Below are 19,943 nucleotides of genomic sequence, written 5' to 3' on the forward strand. Positions count from 1 at the left end.
CCAGTTCGGCCGGGAAAGGCGGCGGGGTACCCGGCCCAAGCGGGACCTCGCCGCGTGAGAGCGCGGGACGGGTCAGTGGCGGCCGGCGCCGACCTTGGCCCCGGGCAGCGGTTTCGCGGCCGACGAGGCGAGACCGGATGCCGCCACCAGCACCACGAGGATGAACAGTGTCGGCAGCAGGCCGATGTGGTCGCTGATGAACCCGAGGATCGGCGGTCCGCACAGGAACGCGACGTAGCCGATCGTGGCGGCGGCGCTCACGCGCGCGGCTGCGCGGGCGGGGTCGTCGGCGGCGGCGGACATCCCGAGCGGGAAGCCGAGCGACGCCCCGATGCCCCACAGTGCCGCGCCGACGAAGACGAGCGGCAGGTTCGGGGCGAGGATGAACAGCAGGATGCCGGCTGTCGCGGCGACCGCGAGCACGCGCAGCGTCGCGACGCGGCCGAAGCGGTCGACGAGGGGTCCGCCGAAGACGCGAACGACGGTCATCGACACGCTGAAGACGGTGAGGGCCGCGGCGCCGATGGCGGCGGTTCCGCCCTCGTGCTCGACCACGCCGAGCGCCAGCCAGTCGTTCGCACCGCCCTCGGCGAAGGCCATGCCGAGCATGATGATGCCGAGCGTGTAGGTCCGCGGCTCGCGCCAGGCCGACAGCGAGACCGCGAGTCGCTGACGCCACCCGCGCGCGGGGGAGTCGCCAGGCGCCGCTTCCGGCCCCGCGGAATCGGCGGCGACGGCATCCGTGACCGCCCGGCGGGGGACGTTCGCGATCGCGACGATCGCCAAGACGACGATGAGCGCGGCGATGGTGACGGCATGGATGGCGACGCCGATGCGCAGGCCCGCGGCGATGGCGCCGAGCCCGGCGCCGATCACGGTTCCGAAGCTGAAGAAGGCGTGGAACAGCGGGAGGATCGTCTTGCCCGACTGCGTCTCGATGGCCGCGCCGTCGACGTTCATCATGACGTCGAGGCACCCGTTGCCGAACCCGAAGAGCGCGAGCCCGACGATGAGCATCGCGTAGGAGTGGAAGAAGCCGCTGCCGAGTCCGAGGATCGCGAGGCCGATCGACAGGGTGATCAGCACGCCGAACATGCCGGTGCGGGTGCCGAGCCGGGCGATGATGACCGAGCTGGCCGAGAGCCCGAGGATCGAGGCGATCCCCATCGCGAGCAGCGCCAGACCGATCTCACGGTTCTCGATGCCGAGGTCTTCTTTGATCGTGGGTACGCGCGCGGCCCAGGTGGCGATGCTCAGGCCGCTCGCGGCGAAGATCGCGAAGACGGCGTTGCGCCAGCGCAGGTAGACGGAACGGGAGAGCACATCGGTCACCGGGTCAGCGTACCGAATCGATTCGATGTTGCACTACGGCCAGGTACGATCGGGGCGTGAACGCACGTCGGCCCACCATCTCGGACGTCGCGCATGCGGCCGGGGTCTCGCCGTCGACGGCATCCGTCGTCTTCAGCGGCAAGACTCCCGTGAGCGAAGCGACCCGCGCGAAGGTCCTCGCGGCCGCCGCCGAGCTCGGATACCTCGGACCCGACCCGCGCGCGGCGTCGCTCCGGCGCGGACGCAGCGGGATCATCGGGGTGGTCAGCGGCGGCCGGCTCGGCAGCGTCTTCGGCGACCCGGTCATGCGCACGACGATGGACGCGCTCGCCGACGCGGTCGCCCCCATCGGCGCCGGCCTGCTGCTGCTGCGCGAAGGCAGCGTCGTCGCGGGCGAGCCGACGCTCATGACGGCTCCCATCGACGCCGCCGTGCTGATCGGATGCAGCGCGCTGCTGCGCGATCATCTCGCGAGCGTGCGCGCCCGCGGCATCCCGGTCGTCGTCATCGAGGGTGACGGGGGAGAGGGGGTGCCCCGCATCGCGCTCGACAACCGTGAGGCTCAGCGTCTGGCGGCCGAGCACGTGCGCGACCTCGGGCACACGAACGTCGTCGCGGTCACGATGCCGGTGCGGTGGGGATCGGAGTCGGGCTGGCTCTCGCGCGACGACGAGAGCACGGCGTCGGTCGACGTGGTGGCCGACCGGCTCGCCGGATTCCGCGACGTCTTCCCGGATGCCGCCGCCTACGCCGCCGTCGACAGCTCGATCGACGCCGGCGCCGCGGTCGGTCGCGCCCTCTTCGGCGGCGACGGTCCCCGCCCGACGGCGATCGTCGCCCAGAGCGATCTGCTGGCCGTCGGTGTCCTTCGCGCCGCAGAGGAGGCCGGTCTGCGGGTGCCCGACGACGTCAGCATCACGGGCTTCGACGGCATCGTCGTCGACGGCCTCGCACCGTACGAGCTGACCACCCTCGTGCAGCCCGCGTGGCAGAAGGGGCGCGCTGCCGGCGAGGCCGTCGCCGCGCTGCTCGGCGGCGACACGCCCGACTCGCAGTGGTTCACCAGTACGTTCCGCATCGGGAACACAACGGCGCCGGTCGCCGCCGAATCTTAGATCGCGGGGCGCAGGACCGTCATCCTGTCGGTAAGATGGATGACACGACCCCCCACGCCCAGAGGAGGCCTGTTGCTGATCTTCCTCGGTGCGTTCGCGGTTCTTCCGTTGGTTCTGCCGTGGTTGATCAAGCGGATCGGCGCCCGCGCATTCTTCGTCGCAGCCCTGCTGCCCATCGCGGCATTCGTCGATGCGGCCCGCCGCGCTCCTGAGATCCTGAGCGGTGGCATTCCGTTCGAGTCATACGCCTGGATCCCCCAGCTCGACATCGCGCTGTCGATGCGGATGGACACCCTCGCGTGGATCATGACGCTCATCGTCACGGGCGTCGGCGCGCTCGTGATGATCTACTGCCGCTGGTACTTCGACGGCAAGAAGGTCGGTGTCGGGCAGTTCTCCGCCGTGCTGCTGGCCTTCGCCGGCGCCATGTACGGCCTCGTCCTGACCGACGACATCGTCGTGCTGGTGATGTTCTGGGAGATCACGAGCGTCCTCTCCTATCTCCTGATCGGCTTCTACAACGCGCGCGGCGCGAGCCGGCGCGCGGCCCTGCAGGCTCTGCTCGTCACGACCCTCGGCGGACTCGTGATGCTCATCGGCGTCGTCATGCTCGTCGTCCTCTACGGCACGACGAGCCTGAGCACGATCGTCGCCTCACCGGCCCCCGACGGCGCGCTGCTGAACATCGCCATCGCGCTCACCCTCGTCGGCGCGCTGAGCAAGTCGGCGATCTTCCCCTTCCACTTCTGGCTTCCGGGTGCGATGGCCGCACCCACGCCCGTGAGCGCGTACCTCCACGCGGCGGCGATGGTGAAGGCGGGCATCTACCTGATCGCCCGCCTCGCCCCGGCTTTCGCCCACGAGGACCCGTGGCGCCCGATGGTCATCGGACTCGGCGTCTTCACGATGCTGCTCGGCGGGCTGCAGGCGCTCCGCGAATCCGACCTCAAGCGCATCCTCGCCTTCGGCACCGTCAGCCAGCTCGGCATGCTGACGGTCGTGCTGGGCTACGGAGAGCGCAACTCCGCTCTCGCGGGCCTGGCGCTGCTCGTCGGACACGCGCTCTTCAAGTCATCGCTGTTCCTCGTGGTCGGTGTCATCGACCGGCAGCTGTCCACTCGCGACATCCGTGAACTCTCCGGGGTGGGCCGGCAGGCGCCGACGCTCGCGGTCTTCTCGATCATCGCGATCGGGTCGATGGTCGGCCTGGCGCCCACCGTCGGCTTCGTCGCGAAAGAGGCTGCGCTCTCGTCGCTGCTCGAGGGCGGCACCGCCCCCGAGGCCCTCGCACCGCTGATCGGCATCGTGCTCGGCTCGCTCCTGACCACCGCTTACGGCGCACGCTTCGTGTGGGGCGCGTTCTTCGCGAAGAAGGATGCCGCCGGCCAGGCCCTGCCCCGCACGGAGTGGCCCGACCCGCCCATCGGGTTCCTCGCGGCGCCGGTGCTGCTGAGCGGCCTGACGATCGTCGGCGGTGTCGCCGCGCCCCTGCTCGACGTCGCGTTCTCCGGCTACGCCGACACGATGCCCGAGGTGGCCGGCGCCGACGGCTACGAGTACCACCTGGCCCTGTGGCACGGACTCGAGCCGGCGCTGTTCCTCTCGATCGGCAGCATCCTCGCCGGTCTCGTGCTGTTCTGGTTCGTCGGACGGCGCGACGGCACGCAGCGTCGCTGGCTTCCCTTCACGGCGGTGGACGCCTACAACGGCACGGTCCGCGCGATCGCGCGGACCTCGGTCTGGACGACGTCGCTGACCCAGCGCGGATCGCTCCCCGTCTACGTCGGAACGATCTTCGTCGTGTTCGTCGCGGCCGAGGGCACCGCGCTCATCGCGCACGGCGGCTGGCAGGCAGACCTCGCCGCGTGGCACTCGCCGATGCAGGTCTTCGTCGCGCCGATCATGATCATCGCGGGCATCATCGCCGTGCGCGCCCGCAAGCGTTACACGGGCGTCGTGCTCGTGTCGGTCACGGGGCTCGGCATGGTCGCGCTCTTCGCGTCGGCCGGTGCGCCCGACCTCGCGCTGACGCAGATCCTCGTCGAGACCGTGACGCTCATCGCCTTCGCGCTGGTGCTGCGCCGCATCCCCTCGCGGATGGGTGACCACAACGCCTCGGTCTGGCCGATCGGGCGCGCGCTGCTGGGCATCGGCGTCGGCGCGACGATGGCTCTCGTGGCGATCGTCGCGACCAGCGCCCGTGTCGCCGAGCCCATCTCGACCGCGTTCCCCGACCTCGCCTACGAGATCGGTCACGGCAAGAACGTCGTCAACGTGACCCTCGTCGACCTGCGCGGCTGGGACACGATGGGCGAGCTGTCGGTGCTCATCCTCGCGGCGACGGGCGTGGCGTCGCTCGTCTTCGTCACCCACCGTTCCGACACGCTCTCGCGCGCGATCTCGTCGCTGCCGACGGGAGCGCTCCGTACGCGTCGTCCGCTCGTCGAGACGGCGGAGGGGCCGCGTCCCCGTGCGGGCTCGGGCTCGTCGCGGCAGGCCTGGCTCGTGGGCGGTCAGAAGCTCCGGCCCGAGACGCGCTCGATCATGCTCGAGGTGATCGTCCGCATCCTGTTCCACACGATCATCGTCGTCTCGCTCTACCTGCTCTTCGCCGGCCACAACCTGCCCGGCGGCGGCTTCGCCGGCGGGCTCGTCGCGGGGATGGCGCTCGTCATGCGCTACGTCGCGGGCGGCCCGTACGAGCTCGGCGCCGCGGCTCCCACGGATGCCGGGCGGCTGCTGGGCGTCGGGATGGCGCTCGCCGTCGGCACGGCCGTCGTCCCCCTCTTCTTCGGCGCGCCGGCCCTCACGAGCACCTTCTGGGAGGCGGAGCTGCCGGTCCTCGGCCATGTCGAGTTCGTCACCTCGACGATCTTCGACGTCGGCGTGTATCTCGTCGTCATCGGACTCGTCCTCGACGTGCTCCGCTCGCTGGGCGCTGAAGTCGACCGCCAGCGCAAGGAGCGAGAGGAGCTCGCCCGATGAACGTCTCGCTGATCCTCATCATCGTCATGGGTGTCCTGTTCGCCGCCGGCGTCTACGCGATGCTCGAGCGCAGCCTGACGCGCGTGCTCATCGGGTTCCTGCTGCTCGGCAACGCGGCCAACCTGTTCCTCCTCGTCGTCATGGGCGCGCCCGGCGTCGCCCCGTTCTACGGCTCCGCCGACGACCCCTCGGAGTTCAGCGACCCGCTGCCGCAGGCCCTGACGCTCACGGCGATCGTCATCACCTTCGCGGTGTCGGCGTTCCTGCTGGCCCTCATCTACCGCTCCTGGCAGCTCGGCCAGGCCGACACGGTCGAGGACGACGAGGCCGACCTCGCCGTGCGCGGCCGGGTCACCGAGGACGACGAGGGCATGGACCAGGAGATCACCGATGAGGATGACGACGCCACGACAGACTTCGTCGGCGACCAGACCTCGCCCATCACCGTGCTGCACTCGCGCGACTTCGACGCGCTGCGCGACGATGCGCCCACCGATCGCCCCGGAGGAGACCGATGAGCGCCCTGGTTCCCCTCCTCGTGACGCTGCCCCTGCTGGGGGCTGCGGTCGCGCTGATCTTCGGTCGCCGCCGTCGTATCCAGGTCGGCGTCTCGATCGTCACGCTCACCGCGACGCTCGTGATCGCGGCGGTGCTGCTGAACGTCATCAACGCCACCGGCGTGCCGATCGCGGTCTCGGTGGGCGGGTGGCCGATCCCCTTCGGCATCGTGCTCTACGTCGACCGGCTGGCCGCCTTGCTGGTGGTCGTCTCGAGCGTCGTCCTGCTCGCGGTTCTGCTCTTCTCGGTCGGCCAGGGCGCCGCCGACGGTGACGACGAGACGCCGGTCTCGATCTTCCACCCGTCGTACCTCATCCTCTCGGCGGGCATCTTCAACGCCTTCATCGCGGGCGATCTGTTCAACCTGTACGTCGGGTTCGAGATCCTGCTCGTCGCGTCCTACGTGCTCATCACGCTCGGCTCGACCGAGTCGCGCATCCGCACGGGCGTCGTCTACATCGTCGTCTCGCTCGTGTCGTCGATCCTGTTCCTCTCCGCCATCGCCGCGATCTACGGCGCGCTGGGCACCGTCAACATGGTGCAGCTCTCGCAGCGGATGACGGAGCTGCCGCAGGAGACGCAGCTCGTGCTGCACCTGCTGCTGCTGCTCGCGTTCAGCATCAAGGCCGCGGTCTTCCCGCTGTCGTTCTGGCTGCCCGACTCGTATCCGACGGCTCCCGCGCCCGTCACCGCGGTGTTCGCGGGCCTGCTGACGAAGGTCGGCGTGTACGCGATCATCCGCACCGAGACGGAGATCTTCCAGGACAACAGCGTCAACACGCTGCTGCTGATCGTGGCGCTGGCGACGATGATCGTCGGGGTGCTCGGCGCCGTCGCGCAGGCCGAGCTCAAACGCATCCTGTCGTTCACGCTGGTGAGCCACATCGGCTACATGATCTTCGGCCTCGCGATCGCGACGCCCGCGGCCGTCGGGGCGACGATCTACTACATCGTCCATCACATCGTCGTGCAGACGACCCTCTTCCTCGCGGTCGGTCTCGTCGAACGCCGGGCCGGGTCGACCTCGATCCTGAAGGTGAAGGGCCTCATGCGGGCAGCGCCGCTGCTGGCGGTGCTGTACTTCATCCCGGCGATCAACCTCGGGGGGCTTCCGCCGTTCTCGGGCTTCATCGGAAAGTACGCGCTCTTCGATGCGGCCGCCGACGAGGGCACCCCCCTCATGTACGTGCTGATCGTCGCGGGCATCATCACCTCGCTGCTCACCCTCTACGCCCTGATGCGTGCGTGGAACCTCTCGTTCTGGCGCGAGAAGGACGAGGTCGGCGAGGGTGAGAGCGAGACCGACTCGCGTATCGCCTACCTCGGGGATGCCGAGGGGGCCGACGTCCAGACCGAGAAGCGCGTCATCCCGCGCATCATGACGACCGCGACGGCCGGAATGGTCGCGGTGACCGTGGCGCTGACCGTCTTCGCCGGGCCCCTGTACGACCTGTGCGCCGCCATCGGAGAATCGCTCCTGCAGCCGGTCACGATCAGTCAGCTCGAGCAGGAGGTGCAGTGATGATGGGCGAGGCCAAGCGCAACGCCGCGACCGCACTCTGGCGACAGCTGCCGTTCTTCGTCTGGCTGGTCGCGCTGTGGATGCTGCTGTGGGGTCAGTTCACCGTGCTCGCGGCGCTGACCGGCATCGTGGTGGCCCTCTTCGTGACGCGCGTGTTCCGGCTGCCGCCGGTCGAGCTGTCGGGCCGGGTCAACATCTGGTGGGGCGTCGTCTTCTTCCTCGAGTTCCTCCTCTCGCTCGTCAAGGGATCGCTGCTGGTCGCCTGGCAGGTCATCGATCCGCGCCGTCAGCCGGGCGCCGCGATCATCGCCGTGCCGCTGCGCACCGATGACGACCTGATCATGACGCACGTCGCGGTGACGGCATCCCTCATCCCCGGCTCGCTGATCATCGACATCGACCGCGACCGCCGCATCCTGTACGTGCACGCCATCGGCATCCGCACGCAGGAGCAGCTCGAGCACCAGCGGCGCGAGATCCAGCACTGGGAGGAGCGCATCGTCCGGGCGGTCGGCTCGAAGGAGCAGGCGCACCAGCTGTCGGACCTGCGGAGGGAGCGCTCATGACCTGGCTCATCGTCGCCATCTCGGTCGTCTTCGCCGTCTCGGCGCTGCTCACGCTGTGGCGCATCATCGTCGGCCCGTCGATCCTCGACCGCGCCGTCGCCTCGGATGTGCTCCTGACGCTCGTGATCTGCGCGCTCGGCGCCGAGATGGCGATCAACCATCACACCCGCACCTTGCCCGTGCTGCTGATCGTCGCCGCCGTCGGCGTGTTCGGTTCGATCTCGATCGCGCGCTTCGTCGCGCGGAAGGACAACACGGACGCATCATGACCATCACCGACGTCATCGCCCTCGTGCTCGTCCTCATCGGGGCGCTGCTGTGCCTCACCGCGGCGATCGGCCTGCTGCGTTTCCGCGACGTGCCGACCCGCCTTCACGCGGCCACGAAGCCGCAGGTGCTCGGCTTCATCCTGATCTGCATCGCGGTCGGCGTCTCGCTGCACTCGTGGCCCGTCGTCGCCTTCCTCGTGCCGGTGGCCCTGATCCAGCTCGCGACCGCACCGCTGTCGGCCCACATGGTCGGACGTCAGGCGTACCGCAACAAGAAGCTCGACGGCGACTCGCTCTTCGTCGACGAGTTCGCCGACGCTCCGGCGCCGAGCGACACCCGCGACTGAGGCGCGACGACGCGCTAGCCGGCGAGCGAGTCGAGGTGGCGCGTGAGCACCTCGTCGGCGTCGACGGCCGTGTCGTTCGACGAGGTCCAGATGAGGTGCAGCGCCAGCCCGTCGAGGAGCGCGTGCAGTCGCTCCGTCTCGAGGTCCGGGTCGAGGTCGGGCGCGAGCTCTCCCGCTTCGGCGAGCTCCTGCAGCGCGGCGGCACAGACCCGATGGACGCCGTCGTGCAGCTCGCGGGCGTGGCCCTGCAAGCCGTCATCGGTGAGCGCGAGCCGGTTCAGCTGCAGCTGAACCAGGAGCTCGGTGCGCCGCGAATCGTCGAGCGGCAGCAGCTCGAGCATCCAGCGCATCGCGCGTTCGCGGCCCTGGCCGGTCACGGCGAGCAGGCGGGCCGTGACGTCCTGTTGCAGTCGCTCGAAGCAGAACCGGCGCAGCTCATCCTGCGTGGGGAACGCGCGACGAAGGGACGCGGTGGCGATCCCCGCCTCGTCGGCCACCCGCCGCACCGACAGAGCCGCGATCCCGTCGCGCGCGAGCACCCGGAACGCGGCGGCGGCGATCTCGTCGTTGCGGTGGTCGTGGTCGATCAAGCGGGGCATGCGATCATCATCCCGCAGTCACGGGAGCACGTTTGGGCCACACGGAGTAGCTGATCGCCCACAGCAGATCGATTCCCACGATCACCCCGAGGATCGGGAAGAACCCGAGCAGCTCCGAGGTGCGGTCCGCGTCGCCGACGATGAGGATGAGCCCACCCAGGATCGCTGCCGCGATCGCCGATGCCAGCAGCGTGCGCGGGACGTCCTTCCAGCAGGCGACGGCATACGCCGCGCCGTACAGCGCGGGGCGCGGGGCCGCGCCCCGGAAGCGCGTGGCGACCTTGGCGTCGGCCCAGGCGATCATCCGGTGCCCGTACGCGACCGAGATGCCGATGTAGAGCGCGGCGAGGCCGTGGTGCCAGGAGGCCGTCCCGCCGCCGAGCAGGTCCGCCGCGACGAGCAGCAGCAGGATGAGGTCGATCAGCGGCGCTGCGACGAGCAGCATCGCACCGAGTCGGGGGCGGTTGAGGGCGTAGCGGGCGATGAGGCCCGCGATGATCGCGACCCAGAACCCCACCTCGCAGGCGATGATGGCGGCCAGAATCATGGACGAGTCCTCTCGAGTCAGGGGGATGCCGTGATGCTAGCACGCGCGTGTTAGCAAAATCATGTCACTCGGCGACCCGGAGCGGGCCCGAGTCGTATTGACTGGAGGCATGACGCACGCCCCGCCTGACACCCGGGTCCCCCCTGTGGAGACGGCGCCCGTGGTCGTGGCGACGGGACACCGATCATGGGAGAACCTCGCGCGGCAGGCGATCGTCGCCGCCTTCGTCGTCGGAGCGGCCATCGCGAGCGCGGCCGTGCCCTGGCTCCCGGTGACAGACGCGCCGAGGATGTGGCAAGGAGCCGCTCTCGCCGTCGTGCTGCTGGCCCTGGGGGCTCTGATGGCGCGGTGGCCGGTGCTGCGACGCGCGGAGCTGATCATCCCGATCGGCGACTTCGTCGCGATCGGCCTGCTGCGCTTCGGCACGGGCGACACGCAATCCGTGTTCCTCGCGATCGTCGTGCTCCCGGTGATCTGGATCGCCGCCGGGCCCGGGCGCTGGCGCATCCTCGTCCCCCTCGTCGGCGTCTGCGTCACCCTGCTGCTGCCGCTCGTGCTGGCGCCGGGGCAGGCGCTCACCGCGAGCGAGCTCGTCCGGCTGATCATCGCCGTGCTCGTCTACGCGGCAGCGGGCGCCGTCGTCAATGAGCTGTCGCGCCGCTCGCTGCAGAAGCTCACGGCGTCGCAGTGGCACCGGCGTCTGGCCGAGGCCGAGGTGTCGCAGGCCGCCGTCGTCCAGCGGTCTCTGCAGCCGGTCGACGGCTCGGACCTCCCGCCGCGCTTCCGCGTCGCCGGGATCTGCGTGCCGGCCCGGACGGTCGGCGGCGATTTCTACGACTGGTACGCCACGCCCGACGGCGGCACGGCCTTCACTCTCGGCGACGTCATGGGCAAAGGCGTCGGCCCCGGGATGATCGCCGCCGCGGTACGCACCGTCATCCGCAGCAACGTCGACGATGCCGACCCCGCCGCAGCTCTGCGGCGCGCCGCCGTCGGCCTGAACACGGGTCCCACCGACACGATCGGCACCCAGTTCACGACGTGCTTCCACGCGCGGATCAGCCCGGACGGGATGCTGCGCTGGGTCGATGCCGGGCATGGCCTCACCATCGTCCGCAGCGCCGACGGCACGAGCGTCTTCCTGCGTTCGGGACAGCTCCCCATCGGTGTCGGCACCGGCTGGACCAGCGATGAGGTCGCACTGCGACCCGGTGACAGCGTCATCAGCGTCAGCGACGGCGTCCTCGACCTCTTCGGCGGGTCCCTCGACTCGATCGACCGCTACCGCGACTTCGTCACCGGTCGCGACGACATCGACGCGGTGGTCGGCGAACTCGCCGCTCGTGCCGCGCAGAGCGAGCAGGAGGACGACGTCACGGTGATCGCGGTCACCTGGGGTGCGGCCTGAGGCCGCGGTCGACGCTCAGAACGCGCGGTTGCGCACCAGCTCGAGCGCGGCCTGCTCGTACCAGCTGCCCGCCGCGGGCCCGCCGTTGCAGGTTCCGTCGCTCTCTCCGGGACGCTTGATCCAGAGCAGGGCGTCGAGCCCGGAGCCGTCCGTGCCGACGCTCGGCGGCGTCCCGAGGCCCACCCCGGTCGGGTTGCACCACGTTCCCTGCCATCCGCGCCCGTTGCGCGACGTGTCGATGACGTATCGCGGGGTGCCGCCCAGGAGGGCGCGCAGACGCTCCGCGTATCGCTGCTCGTCAGCGGTCGGCGAGAAGTTCGACACGTTGGTGGAGAAGCCCCGGCCCTCGAGCACCCCCGCGTCGCGCAACCGCTGGGCCATCGTCTCGGGCGGCACCCAGTTCGCGTTCCCGGCGTCGACGTACGCGGCGACGCCGGCCGCGGTGAGGGCACGGACGGCGTCGCCGATCAGCGTCGCCCGCGGACCCTGGCCCGCGCAGTCGCCGAGCATCGCCAGGGCGTCGGGCTCGACGATGACGGCGGATGCCGTGCCGCGCAGTGTCTGCGCGATCAGCCGTGCCCACGCGCCGTAGCGTTCGACCGGGAGCCCGCCCTGCGAGTAGGCGGAGCAGTCGCGGGCGGGGATCGCGTACATGACGAACGTCGCGACTTTGTTCTGCGCGGCCGCCGCCGCGGTCTCCGTCTGGAGCACCTGTACGAGCTCGGCGTCGCTGTACCACTCCCCGAGCCAGGTCGCGGTGGGCCGGCTCGCAATGACCTCGAAAGCGTCGGCCTCGACCGTCCGGCCCTGAGCTCGCGCGTCCGACACCGCTTGGGCCGCAGCCGAATGTGTCGGCAGCGCGGCTCCGCGCGCGAGTGGGTTCGGGCCGGAGCTCAGGGCGGCCGACGGGCCCGCGCCCCGCCGGGTCTGCTCGTGGGCGCTCGCCGGCGCGGCGTGGGCGATCCCGACGGTCACCGCGAGAGCGAGCACCGCCGTGATGGCCGAGAACATCCGCAGAACGCTTCGCATGATCGACATCCCTCCGGCAACGATGCCCCGAGACTATCGGGATGCCGTGCGCTCGTCAGCGGCCTCGCGCGACCTCCGCCCGGATGATGTCGGCGAGGTCGGGCCTCCGCCCGAGCACGCGCGGCCGGTCGGCGGATCACGAACGGAGTGAGTCCGCGGGGTCGCCGAAGTGCGTGCGGATGTGCTCGCTGATGACGCGCCGGCCCTCGTCCTGGTCGCCCGCGCGCAGGGCATCGAGCAGTGTGCGGTGCTGCGCGCCCACGGCGTGCGGGTCGGTGTAGTACGACGCGTCGCGCCGGAAGTACGCGCGCACGCGGGGCTGGATCGTCCGCCAGATCTGCAGGCAGTGCTGCTGGCCGGAGAGGCTCACGATGGCCTCGTGGAACCGGGCGTCCTCGTCGGCGAGCCGGCCCAGGTCGCCGGCCGACGCCGCATCGTCCATGCTCTCGATGATGGTCGCCAGCGCTTCGGCATCGTCATCCGTGCACACCTCCATCGCCTTCGCGAACGCGAAGCGCTCGAGGGCGAGGCGGACGGGAACGAGGACGTTCTCGATCTCTTCCTGCGAGACGCCGAGCACCTCGGTGCCGCGGTAGGGGTAGGAGACCACGAGCCCCTCCTGCTCCAGCTGCCGGAGAGCTTCGCGGATGGGCGCGCGACTGGTCCCGAGCTGACTCGCGAGCTCGAGCTCGGTGAGCTTGTGGCCGGGTTCCAGGTCGCCGGACGTGATGGCCTCGCGCAGCACATCGGCGACCTGCTGACGGCGGGAAGCGGGCGAGATCGGCGGAAGCGGGGAGGGACTCACTCAGTCACCGTAGCAATCCCACGGCCGTTGTCGACAATGCCCGGGACGGCCCGCTACGGTGTTTGTCGACAATCGACACTGCGGATTCCGCGGTGAGGAAGGCGGATCAGATGAAGATCACCGAGATCAAGATGTGCGGACTGCGCGGTGCGACCCCGGAGGGTGGGTGGACGCACGAGCACGGACCCGAGGACGTCATCCACACCTTGATCGCGGTGCACACCGACGAGGGCGTCATCGGCGTCGGCAGCTGCTACTCGAGCGAGGCCCTCGTCGGGGCTGCGCTCGAGCTCCTGACCCCGCTCGCCATCGGCGCGGACCCGCGCGAGCCCGAGCGGGTGAGTCAGACGCTGGCGGCCCATACCTTCTGGATGGGGCGAGGGGGCGCGGTCGCGCACGCCATCAGCGGGATCGACATCGCCCTGTGGGACATCCTGGGGCAGACGGCGGGACTTCCGGTGGGGATGCTGCTCGGGGGCGTCTACCGGTCGCGCGTACGACCGTATGCGTCGCTGCTGATCGAGGATCCTGCTCCGCTGCGCGACACGCTCCACGAGATCGCGGCGGACGGTTTCACCGCGTTCAAGATCGGGTGGGGCGGGTTCGGACGCCGCGACAGCCGATACGACGAGGATGTCGTCGCCGCGGCGCGCGACGCGATCGGACCCGATGCCCTGCTCGCCGTCGACGCCGGTGGGTCGGATGGATTCTGGTCGGGCCGATCGGCGTGGGCGATCCGCACCTCGGCGATGCTCGCCGACTACGACGTCGTGTGGTTCGAGGAGGCATTGGCGCCCGATGACATCCAGGGGTATGCCGCTCTGCGTTCCCGAGCCGGTGTACCGATCGCCGGCGGCGAGGTGCTGACCCGGCGCCAGGACTTCGCGAGATGCCTGCGGGCCGGGGCCTTCGACATCGTGCAGCCCGACACGACGAAGAGCGGCGGGCTCAGCGAGTCACGCCGCGTCGCTTGGCTGGCCGAGGAGTTCGGGGTGCAGCTCATCCCGCACGGGTGGAACACAGCGATCGGGCTGAGCGCGGATCTGCATCTCGTGTCCGCTGTCGCCGGCACCGACCTCGTGGAGTACCGCACGGGCTCGGCTTACATCGACGGGCTGCTGGAGACGCCTCCCGAGCTCGACGCCGACGGCATGCTCGCCGTGCCCGAGGGGCCGGGGCTCGGCATCCGGCTCTCGCAGGAAGCCCTCGACCGATGGGGCACGCGGCCCGATCTGCTTCGGCCGAGCGCGAGCCCGTGAGCGCCGAGGGTCAGTGCGCGGGCGCGTCGAGGATCAGCGTGCGCATGCCCGCGCGCGAGGCGGCCAGCGCGCCGACGGCGCTGTCCTCGATGGCGAGACAGCGATCGGCCCGGGTCGCGAGGAGGGATGCCGCGCGGCGGTAGAGGTCGGGATGCGGCTTCGGCCGGTCGCGTGGCGTCCATCCCACCAGCGGCACGTCCGTCAGCAGGGGCAGCGCGCAGGAGACGGTGTATTGCAGCCGCTCCTGCGCGCTGTTGCTGACGATCGCGATCGGCACGTCGGCGCGGACGAGTTCGAGGGCGAGGTGGTAGGTCGGCTCGATGGGTCGCAGGCTCTCGTCGAACGCCGCCCGCAGGCGCCGCCAGTACTCGGCATAGACGACCTCGGTCGGGGGAAGTGCGGGATTCGTGGTCCGCAGCGTCTCGAGGCGCTGCTCGAAGCTCAGGCCCTCCGCGTCGGCTCCCGGGGCTGCCACCACACCCAGGTCGTCGGCGAGAGCGCCCCAGATGCGGTGGCCGATGGGCTCCGAGTCGACGAGGGTGCCGTCGCAGTCGAAGAGCACCGCGTCGATGTCCTGCCGTCGGACGAGATCGATCACGGCAGTGCCGACGTTGTCGACGCGGGTCCGCTCCGGGGTCATCGGGTCACGTGTTCCGTCGGCGTTCACGTCCACCATTCCGCCACTCCTCGCTCGCGTGTCGATTGTCGACATTCTAGCGGGATGGGCCCGGGGTGAGTCAGCCGATGAGGCTCGGCTGCAGGTCGCGCAGCGTGCGACCGTGCGTCATCCGGGCCACGCCGATCGCGGCGAGCACGAGCGCGCCGGCCATCCACGCGAAGAGCACCGCGAGATCGAGACTGACCCGGCTGAGGTCGCCCCCATACATCCACTGCCGCATGCCGTCGACGACGTAACCCATCGGCAGAACATGGTGCAGGGCGGCGAGCGGTGCCGGCAGGGTCTGCCAGGGGAAGGTCCCGCCCGCCGTGACGAGCTGGAGGACCATCAGCACGAGGCCGATGAACTGACCGACCGATCCCAGCCACACGTTGAGCGCGAGGATGATCGCGGCGTACGTGAACGACGCCGTGATCAGCATCCCGAGCGTGCCGACGGGGCTCGAGAAGTTGAACCCGAGCGCGATCGACAGCACCCCGAAGAGGACGATCATGCCGATCCCGCCGAGCATCGCGGGAGTGAGCCAGCCGGCGAGGGTCACGCGCAGGGGCGAGCGCAGCGCGGTGACCGCGCGGCGGGAGACGGGCTTGACGATGAGGAACAGGGCGTAGATGCCGATCCATCCGGCCAGGGCGGCGAAGAACGGCGCGAGGCCCGCGCCGTAATCGCCGGCCTTCGCGAGGTTCCCGGAGTCGACCGCCACCGGGTCGGCGATCGTCTGCGCCTGCTGATCGCGCAGCTCGGGAGTCGAATCGGGCAGCTGGGCCACGCCCGAGCTCAGCCCATCGCGCAGGGTGACGAGCCCGCCGTCGAGGGTTCCGAGCCCCGACGCGAGCTGACGCGCGCCCTCGTCGAGCTGAGCGGCGCCGGTCGCCGCCTCGTCCGTCGCCGACGCGAGCCGGCCGGCCCCCGACGACACGGATGCCGCACCGTCGGCGGCCTGTGCGGCGCCGCTCGCGAGTTGAGCGGCCCCCGAGCTGACCTGGGCCGCCCCCGCGGCGAGACGGTCGATCTGACCCGTCGCCTCGTCGACGCGCGTCGCGCCCGACTGCAGGCGCTCGCCGATCGGATCGAGGCGGGCGAGGACCTCCGCGATCTGCGCCTGGTCGAGTCCCCCGTCGGCGAGCAGGGCGGCGATGTCCGTGCGCACCTGCGGGAGCTGGCCCGCTGCATCGTCGACGGCCGCGCGAACGCGGTCGGCGTAGCCGGCCAGCTCGGCCGTGCCGTCGGAGACCTGGGCCGCGCCCGACGCCAGATCGGACGAGCCCTGAGCCAGGGTGCGGGTGCCGTCGGCGAGCTGCGACGCGCCGCCGGCGAGCTGGTTCGCGCCGTCGCGCAGCTGCACGGCGCCGCTCGAGAGCCGCCCGGTGCCGTCGGCGAGCTGGTTCGCGCCGTCGAGGGCCTGACCCGCACCGTCGACGAGCTGGTTCGCGCCGTCGGTGGCGTTCTGCAGCTGGACGCGGATGTCGGCGATGCCGGTGAGCAGCCGCGACGCGGCCTCGCGGCCGACGAGCTCGGCGACCGACGAGCGGATGCGTTCGACCGCCTGCGAGCCGATCGATGAAGCGAGGTAGTTGTTCGCGTCGTTGGTCGCGAGGAGCAGCGTCGCCTGCTGGGGCGCGTCGCCGGCCGCGCTCGTCAGGGCGCGCGAGAAGTCTTCGGGGATGGTGACCGAGAAGTCGACCTGGCCGGTGCGCAGAGCCTCCTGAGCCTCCGTCGCGTTCATGTCCTTCCAGCCGAAGGCGCGGCCCTCGACGAGCTTGTCGGTCACCTCGGACCCGTAGTTGACGGTGCCGTTGCCGTCGCTCGCGGGCGCACCAGCGTCGAGGTCGACCAGGGCCACCGGGATGTCGGCGAACTTGCCGTACGGGTCCTGGTTGGCCCAGAGGTACAGGCCGCCGTAGAGGACGGGAACGAGCATGAGCGCGATCAGGGCCACCACCGACATCCGGGTGGCCGTCAGCCGTCGCAGCTCGGCGCTGATCAAGGCGGGGATCTTCATCGGGAGGCCTTCGGACGGGTGCCGCGTAGCCGGATGCCGCTGGGCACCAGGCGTCGATGCGGCGCGAGGGGGTCGGTTTCAGTGAGGAGCGTCGCGGCGGCCTCGCCGGCGATGACGAGCACCGCGAGTCCGCGCCCGGCGAACTCGCGCGCGAGCGTCCACCAGGCGTGGGGATCGCCGCCGTGGCGGTCGGGGGAGACGAGCACGATGCCCTCGACGCCCGGGCGCAGGACCGCGAGCTCGAGCAGCATCCGGATGCGGTCCGTCGCGGGCACGTCCCCGATGGGAACCCGCGAGTACGAGCGCAGGTCGTGCTCGTCGAGCCACCGTCGCGCGGAGATCGGGTCGGCGAGGCGGCCCGCGAACATCAGCTCCTCGCTCACCACGCCGACCGTGGAGATGTTCGGTGGCGGGTCGCTGACGTCGGGAGCGTCGATCAACGCGGTCTTGTGTCGCAGGGTGCGCGCCGCCCGGGCGCCGTCGAGCAGGACGGTGCCGCCGTCGGGCCGCATCCGTCCGCTCGCGATGAGGCCCAGGACGGTCGGTCGCTGCTCGGTCTCGGCGATCGCGAGGGTGGCGCGACCGGTGCGGAACGACAGGCTCGTGGGCGGCAGCGCGAGATCCTTGCGGCCCTTCGCGACCTCGCGCAGTTCGACGCGCATCAGGAGCCCGTTCCGACCACGTCGGCGTGTGCGTCGATGAGGGTGGCGGCATCGCGCCACGAGAGACCCGCGATCGACAGCACCGCTCGGACGACGAGCGAACGCGCCTCGGGCGACGAGGCGTCGAGGCGCACGATGACCGTTCGGGCGGTCTCCTCGATGAGGCGCGCGAGAGTCGGCGCCGCGACATCCGTGCGGAGCGTGCCCTCGTCCTGACCGCGGCGCACGAGCGCCATCAGCGCTCGGCGGAGCGGGGCGAGGGCCGCGGCGGAGTCTTCGACGTGCCGCTCGTCGAGGGCGACGGCCGCGGCGACCTGCACGTGCGAAGCCTCGCCCCAGAGCCGGCCCGTCAACCGGGCGAGGGCGACGGGGACGGGCTCGGTGTCGAGCCGCAGCCCGGGGTCGGTGGCGATGGCGTTGAACCGCTGCGCCCCCGACGCCACGAGCTCGCGCACGAGGGCGTCACGGTCGTCGAAGTGGCCGTAGAGCGCACGGCGGCTGAGCCCGGCGGCGCGGGCGATCGCGTCGACGGAAGCACTCGGGTCGAGCGCGAGCGTGCGCGCAGCGGCGGAGAGCAGGCCGGCGCGATTGGCGGCGGCATCCTTCCGCGGACGACGGGGGGAGACGGTGTCGGTCACCCGTCGATGATACGAACCTGCACATGCATGTGCAAGTTATAAGAGTGCGCGCGTGCTGCGGGTCAGTCGGCGCCGAAGTCGAACGACGCGGACTCGCCCGCGGCATCCACTCGCTCGGCGAGGTCCTGGTCGGTCGGCTCGACGTTGCCGGTGATCTCGGCCGCACCGCCGCGCTCGAGGTCGCCGACGAGCTCGGCCGTCGGGCCGCCGATGAGGCCGATGCCGGCGTAGTGCTCGAGGCGCGAGCGCGAGTCGGCGATGTCGAGGTTGCGCATGGTGAGCTGGCCGATGCGGTCGGTGGGACCGAAGGCCGAGTCGCCGACGCGCTCCATCGAGAGCTTCTCGGGCGAGTACGACAGGTTGCGGCTCTCGGTGTTGAGAATGGTGTAGTCCTCGCCGCGGCGCAGGCGCAGCGTCACGGTGCCGCTGATGGCGGAGCCCACCCAGCGCTGGATCGACTCGCGCAGCATGAACGACTGCGGCTCGAGCCAGCGGCCCTCGTACATCAGGCGGCCGAGGCGGCGACCCTGCTCGTGGTAGGTCGCGAGGGTGTCCTCGTTCAGGATGCCGTTGACGAGGCGCTCGTACGCGATGAAGAGCAGCGCCATGCCCGGGGCCTCGTAGATGCCGCGGCTCTTGGCCTCGATGATGCGGTTCTCGATCTGGTCGCTCATGCCCAGACCGTGGCGGCCGCCGATCGCGTTCGCCTCCATGACGAGCTGCACGATGTCGGAGTACTCGACGCCGTTGACGGCGACGGGACGGCCCGCCTCGAACGTGACCGAGACGTCCTCGGTCTCGATCTCGACCGCCGGATCCCAGAAGCGCACGCCCATGATCGGCTCGACGATCTCGAGCGAGACGTCGAGGTGCTCGAGGGTCTTCGCCTCGTGGGTCGCGCCCCAGATGTTGGCGTCGGTCGAGTAGGCCTTCTCGACCGAGTCGCGGTACGGGAACCCGTGCGCGACGAGCCACTCGCTCATCTCGGTGCGGCCGCCCAGCTCGGTGACGAAGTCGGCGTCGAGCCACGGCTTGTAGATGCGCAGTGCGGGGTTGGCGAGCAGGCCGTAGCGGTAGAACCGCTCGATGTCGTTGCCCTTGTAGGTGGAGCCGTCGCCCCAGATGTCGACGCCGTCCTCCTTCATGGCGCGCACGAGCATCGTGCCGGTGACGGCACGGCCGATCGGCGTGGTGTTGAAGTAGGTGCGGCCGGCCGAGCGGATGTGGAAGGCACCGCACGACAGGGCGACGAGGCCCTCCTCGACCATCATCGGCTTGCAGTCGATCAGGCGCGAGCCCTCGGCGCCGTACTGCAGCGCGCGGCCGGGAATCGAGGCGATGTCGTCCTCGTCGTACTGGCCGAGGTCGCCGGTGTAGGTGAAGGGGACGGCGCCCTTGTCGCGCATCCACGCGACCGCGACGGAGGTGTCGAGACCCCCCGAGAAGGCGATGCCGACGCGTTCGCCGACGGGCAGGGACTGGAGGACCTTCGACATGGGGACAATCCTACTGAGCGGGGGCGCGGCCGTTGTGCGGGCCCCGGGCGGGGTGAGGGGAGGGCAGGCGTGCGCCAACTCCTCAGATCCGGCGGGATCGGCCGGGGTTGGGCCGGGAAGGGGGA

At 70.8% G+C, this 19,943-nt stretch carries 19 protein-coding genes; 9 read left to right on the forward strand and 10 right to left on the reverse strand.

Annotated elements, in window-relative coordinates; translation table 11 throughout:
• Positions 1-72 precede the first annotated feature (72 nt).
• Positions 73-1,332 (reverse strand): MFS transporter, encoded by a 1,260-nt coding sequence (locus tag CI089_RS06930; protein WP_094260806.1) that lies wholly within the window; start codon positions 1,330-1,332, stop codon positions 73-75.
• Positions 1,333-1,388: 56 nt separating this feature from the next.
• Between CI089_RS06930 and CI089_RS06935 the strand changes: the two genes are divergently transcribed.
• The 7 genes from CI089_RS06935 to mnhG all read left to right on the forward strand — a co-directional run bounded on the left by CI089_RS06935 (position 1,389) and on the right by mnhG (position 8,694).
• Positions 1,389-2,447, forward strand: a complete 1,059-nt coding sequence (locus CI089_RS06935; protein ID WP_094260807.1) for a LacI family DNA-binding transcriptional regulator — start codon at positions 1,389-1,391, stop codon at positions 2,445-2,447.
• A gap of 72 nt (positions 2,448-2,519) precedes the next feature.
• The gene (locus CI089_RS06940; RefSeq protein WP_094260808.1) at positions 2,520-5,432 is read left to right on the forward strand and encodes a Na+/H+ antiporter subunit A; all 2,913 of its coding nucleotides are present in this window, start codon (positions 2,520-2,522) and stop codon (positions 5,430-5,432) included.
• On the forward strand, positions 5,429-5,950 hold the full coding sequence (locus CI089_RS06945) for a Na(+)/H(+) antiporter subunit C (RefSeq protein WP_094260809.1): 522 nt from the start codon (positions 5,429-5,431) through the stop codon (positions 5,948-5,950). Before CI089_RS06940 ends, CI089_RS06945 begins: the two co-directional genes overlap by 4 nt.
• Positions 5,947-7,512: a Na+/H+ antiporter subunit D gene (locus tag CI089_RS06950; RefSeq protein WP_094260810.1), complete on the forward strand. Its 1,566-nt coding sequence runs from the start codon at positions 5,947-5,949 to the stop codon at positions 7,510-7,512. The genes CI089_RS06945 and CI089_RS06950 overlap by 4 nt, the downstream gene beginning before the upstream one ends.
• A gap of 2 nt (positions 7,513-7,514) precedes the next feature.
• The gene (locus CI089_RS06955; protein ID WP_052007652.1) at positions 7,515-8,078 is read left to right on the forward strand and encodes a Na+/H+ antiporter subunit E; all 564 of its coding nucleotides are present in this window, start codon (positions 7,515-7,517) and stop codon (positions 8,076-8,078) included.
• Positions 8,075-8,347: a monovalent cation/H+ antiporter complex subunit F gene (locus CI089_RS06960; protein ID WP_094260811.1), complete on the forward strand. Its 273-nt coding sequence runs from the start codon at positions 8,075-8,077 to the stop codon at positions 8,345-8,347. Before CI089_RS06955 ends, CI089_RS06960 begins: the two co-directional genes overlap by 4 nt.
• A complete protein-coding gene (gene mnhG, locus CI089_RS06965; protein ID WP_094260812.1) occupies positions 8,344-8,694 on the forward strand; it encodes a monovalent cation/H(+) antiporter subunit G in 351 nt (116 codons plus the stop codon). The genes CI089_RS06960 and mnhG overlap by 4 nt, the downstream gene beginning before the upstream one ends.
• A 14-nt stretch (positions 8,695-8,708) precedes the next feature.
• Here the strand turns inward: mnhG and CI089_RS06970 are convergent, their stop codons facing one another.
• Positions 8,709-9,293 carry a TetR/AcrR family transcriptional regulator gene (locus tag CI089_RS06970; RefSeq protein ID WP_094260813.1) on the reverse strand — a complete coding sequence of 195 codons (585 nt, stop codon included), beginning with the start codon at positions 9,291-9,293 and terminating at the stop codon, positions 8,709-8,711.
• Positions 9,294-9,300: 7 nt separating this feature from the next.
• A complete protein-coding gene (locus tag CI089_RS06975) occupies positions 9,301-9,840 on the reverse strand; it encodes a hypothetical protein (RefSeq protein WP_094260814.1) in 540 nt (179 codons plus the stop codon).
• A gap of 109 nt (positions 9,841-9,949) precedes the next feature.
• Here CI089_RS06975 and CI089_RS06980 point away from each other — a divergent pair, with 109 nt between their 5' ends.
• The gene (locus CI089_RS06980) at positions 9,950-11,248 is read left to right on the forward strand and encodes a PP2C family protein-serine/threonine phosphatase (protein ID WP_179223258.1); all 1,299 of its coding nucleotides are present in this window, start codon (positions 9,950-9,952) and stop codon (positions 11,246-11,248) included.
• Positions 11,249-11,263: 15 nt separating this feature from the next.
• Here CI089_RS06980 and CI089_RS06985 read toward each other — a convergent pair whose 3' ends face one another.
• Together CI089_RS06985 and CI089_RS06990 are read right to left on the reverse strand one after the other, a co-directional pair.
• On the reverse strand, positions 11,264-12,277 hold the full coding sequence (locus CI089_RS06985; protein ID WP_179223259.1) for a glycoside hydrolase family 6 protein: 1,014 nt from the start codon (positions 12,275-12,277) through the stop codon (positions 11,264-11,266).
• A gap of 136 nt (positions 12,278-12,413) precedes the next feature.
• Positions 12,414-13,082: a GntR family transcriptional regulator gene (locus CI089_RS06990; protein WP_179223260.1), complete on the reverse strand. Its 669-nt coding sequence runs from the start codon at positions 13,080-13,082 to the stop codon at positions 12,414-12,416.
• A 110-nt stretch (positions 13,083-13,192) separates the two neighbouring features.
• Between CI089_RS06990 and CI089_RS06995 the strand changes: the two genes are divergently transcribed.
• Complete coding sequence (locus CI089_RS06995) at positions 13,193-14,341, forward strand: mandelate racemase/muconate lactonizing enzyme family protein (protein ID WP_094260817.1); 1,149 nt, start codon at positions 13,193-13,195, stop codon at positions 14,339-14,341.
• A 10-nt stretch (positions 14,342-14,351) separates the two neighbouring features.
• Here the strand turns inward: CI089_RS06995 and CI089_RS07000 are convergent, their stop codons facing one another.
• From CI089_RS07000 to argG, 5 genes are all read right to left on the reverse strand, one after another.
• Positions 14,352-15,017: an HAD family hydrolase gene (locus CI089_RS07000; RefSeq protein ID WP_179223261.1), complete on the reverse strand. Its 666-nt coding sequence runs from the start codon at positions 15,015-15,017 to the stop codon at positions 14,352-14,354.
• Between the two features lie 61 nt (positions 15,018-15,078).
• Positions 15,079-17,022 (reverse strand): YhgE/Pip domain-containing protein, encoded by a 1,944-nt coding sequence (locus CI089_RS07005; RefSeq protein WP_094260819.1) that lies wholly within the window; start codon positions 17,020-17,022, stop codon positions 15,079-15,081.
• Complete coding sequence (locus CI089_RS07010) at positions 17,019-17,684, reverse strand: hypothetical protein (RefSeq protein ID WP_094260820.1); 666 nt, start codon at positions 17,682-17,684, stop codon at positions 17,019-17,021. Before CI089_RS07010 ends, CI089_RS07005 begins: the two co-directional genes overlap by 4 nt.
• Positions 17,684-18,322: a TetR/AcrR family transcriptional regulator gene (locus CI089_RS07015; protein ID WP_094260821.1), complete on the reverse strand. Its 639-nt coding sequence runs from the start codon at positions 18,320-18,322 to the stop codon at positions 17,684-17,686. Before CI089_RS07015 ends, CI089_RS07010 begins: the two co-directional genes overlap by 1 nt.
• A 62-nt stretch (positions 18,323-18,384) precedes the next feature.
• Positions 18,385-19,818: an argininosuccinate synthase gene (argG, locus tag CI089_RS07020; protein WP_023953341.1), complete on the reverse strand. Its 1,434-nt coding sequence runs from the start codon at positions 19,816-19,818 to the stop codon at positions 18,385-18,387.
• Positions 19,819-19,943: the final 125 nt, after the last annotated feature.

Origin of the sequence: Microbacterium sp. Yaish 1, from assembly GCF_002245215.1 — a bacterium.
Classification (GTDB): domain Bacteria; phylum Actinomycetota; class Actinomycetes; order Actinomycetales; family Microbacteriaceae; genus Microbacterium.

Coding starts and splice junctions, on each gene's coding strand:
- CI089_RS06945 (WP_094260809.1), top strand. CDS start 5,429: ATGAACGTCTCGCTGATCCTCATCATCGTCATGGGTGTCCTGTTCGCC.
- CI089_RS06950 (WP_094260810.1), top strand. CDS start 5,947: ATGAGCGCCCTGGTTCCCCTCCTCGTGACGCTGCCCCTGCTGGGGGCT.
- CI089_RS06955 (WP_052007652.1), top strand. CDS start 7,515: ATGGGCGAGGCCAAGCGCAACGCCGCGACCGCACTCTGGCGACAGCTG.
- CI089_RS06960 (WP_094260811.1), top strand. CDS start 8,075: ATGACCTGGCTCATCGTCGCCATCTCGGTCGTCTTCGCCGTCTCGGCG.
- mnhG (WP_094260812.1), top strand. CDS start 8,344: ATGACCATCACCGACGTCATCGCCCTCGTGCTCGTCCTCATCGGGGCG.
- CI089_RS06970 (WP_094260813.1), bottom strand. CDS start 9,293: ATGCCCCGCTTGATCGACCACGACCACCGCAACGACGAGATCGCCGCC.
- CI089_RS06975 (WP_094260814.1), bottom strand. CDS start 9,840: ATGATTCTGGCCGCCATCATCGCCTGCGAGGTGGGGTTCTGGGTCGCG.
- CI089_RS06980 (WP_179223258.1), top strand. CDS start 9,950: ATGACGCACGCCCCGCCTGACACCCGGGTCCCCCCTGTGGAGACGGCG.
- CI089_RS06985 (WP_179223259.1), bottom strand. CDS start 12,277: ATGCGAAGCGTTCTGCGGATGTTCTCGGCCATCACGGCGGTGCTCGCT.
- CI089_RS06995 (WP_094260817.1), top strand. CDS start 13,193: ATGAAGATCACCGAGATCAAGATGTGCGGACTGCGCGGTGCGACCCCG.
- CI089_RS07000 (WP_179223261.1), bottom strand. CDS start 15,017: ATGGTGGACGTGAACGCCGACGGAACACGTGACCCGATGACCCCGGAG.
- CI089_RS07005 (WP_094260819.1), bottom strand. CDS start 17,022: ATGAAGATCCCCGCCTTGATCAGCGCCGAGCTGCGACGGCTGACGGCC.
- CI089_RS07010 (WP_094260820.1), bottom strand. CDS start 17,684: ATGCGCGTCGAACTGCGCGAGGTCGCGAAGGGCCGCAAGGATCTCGCG.
- argG (WP_023953341.1), bottom strand. CDS start 19,818: ATGTCGAAGGTCCTCCAGTCCCTGCCCGTCGGCGAACGCGTCGGCATC.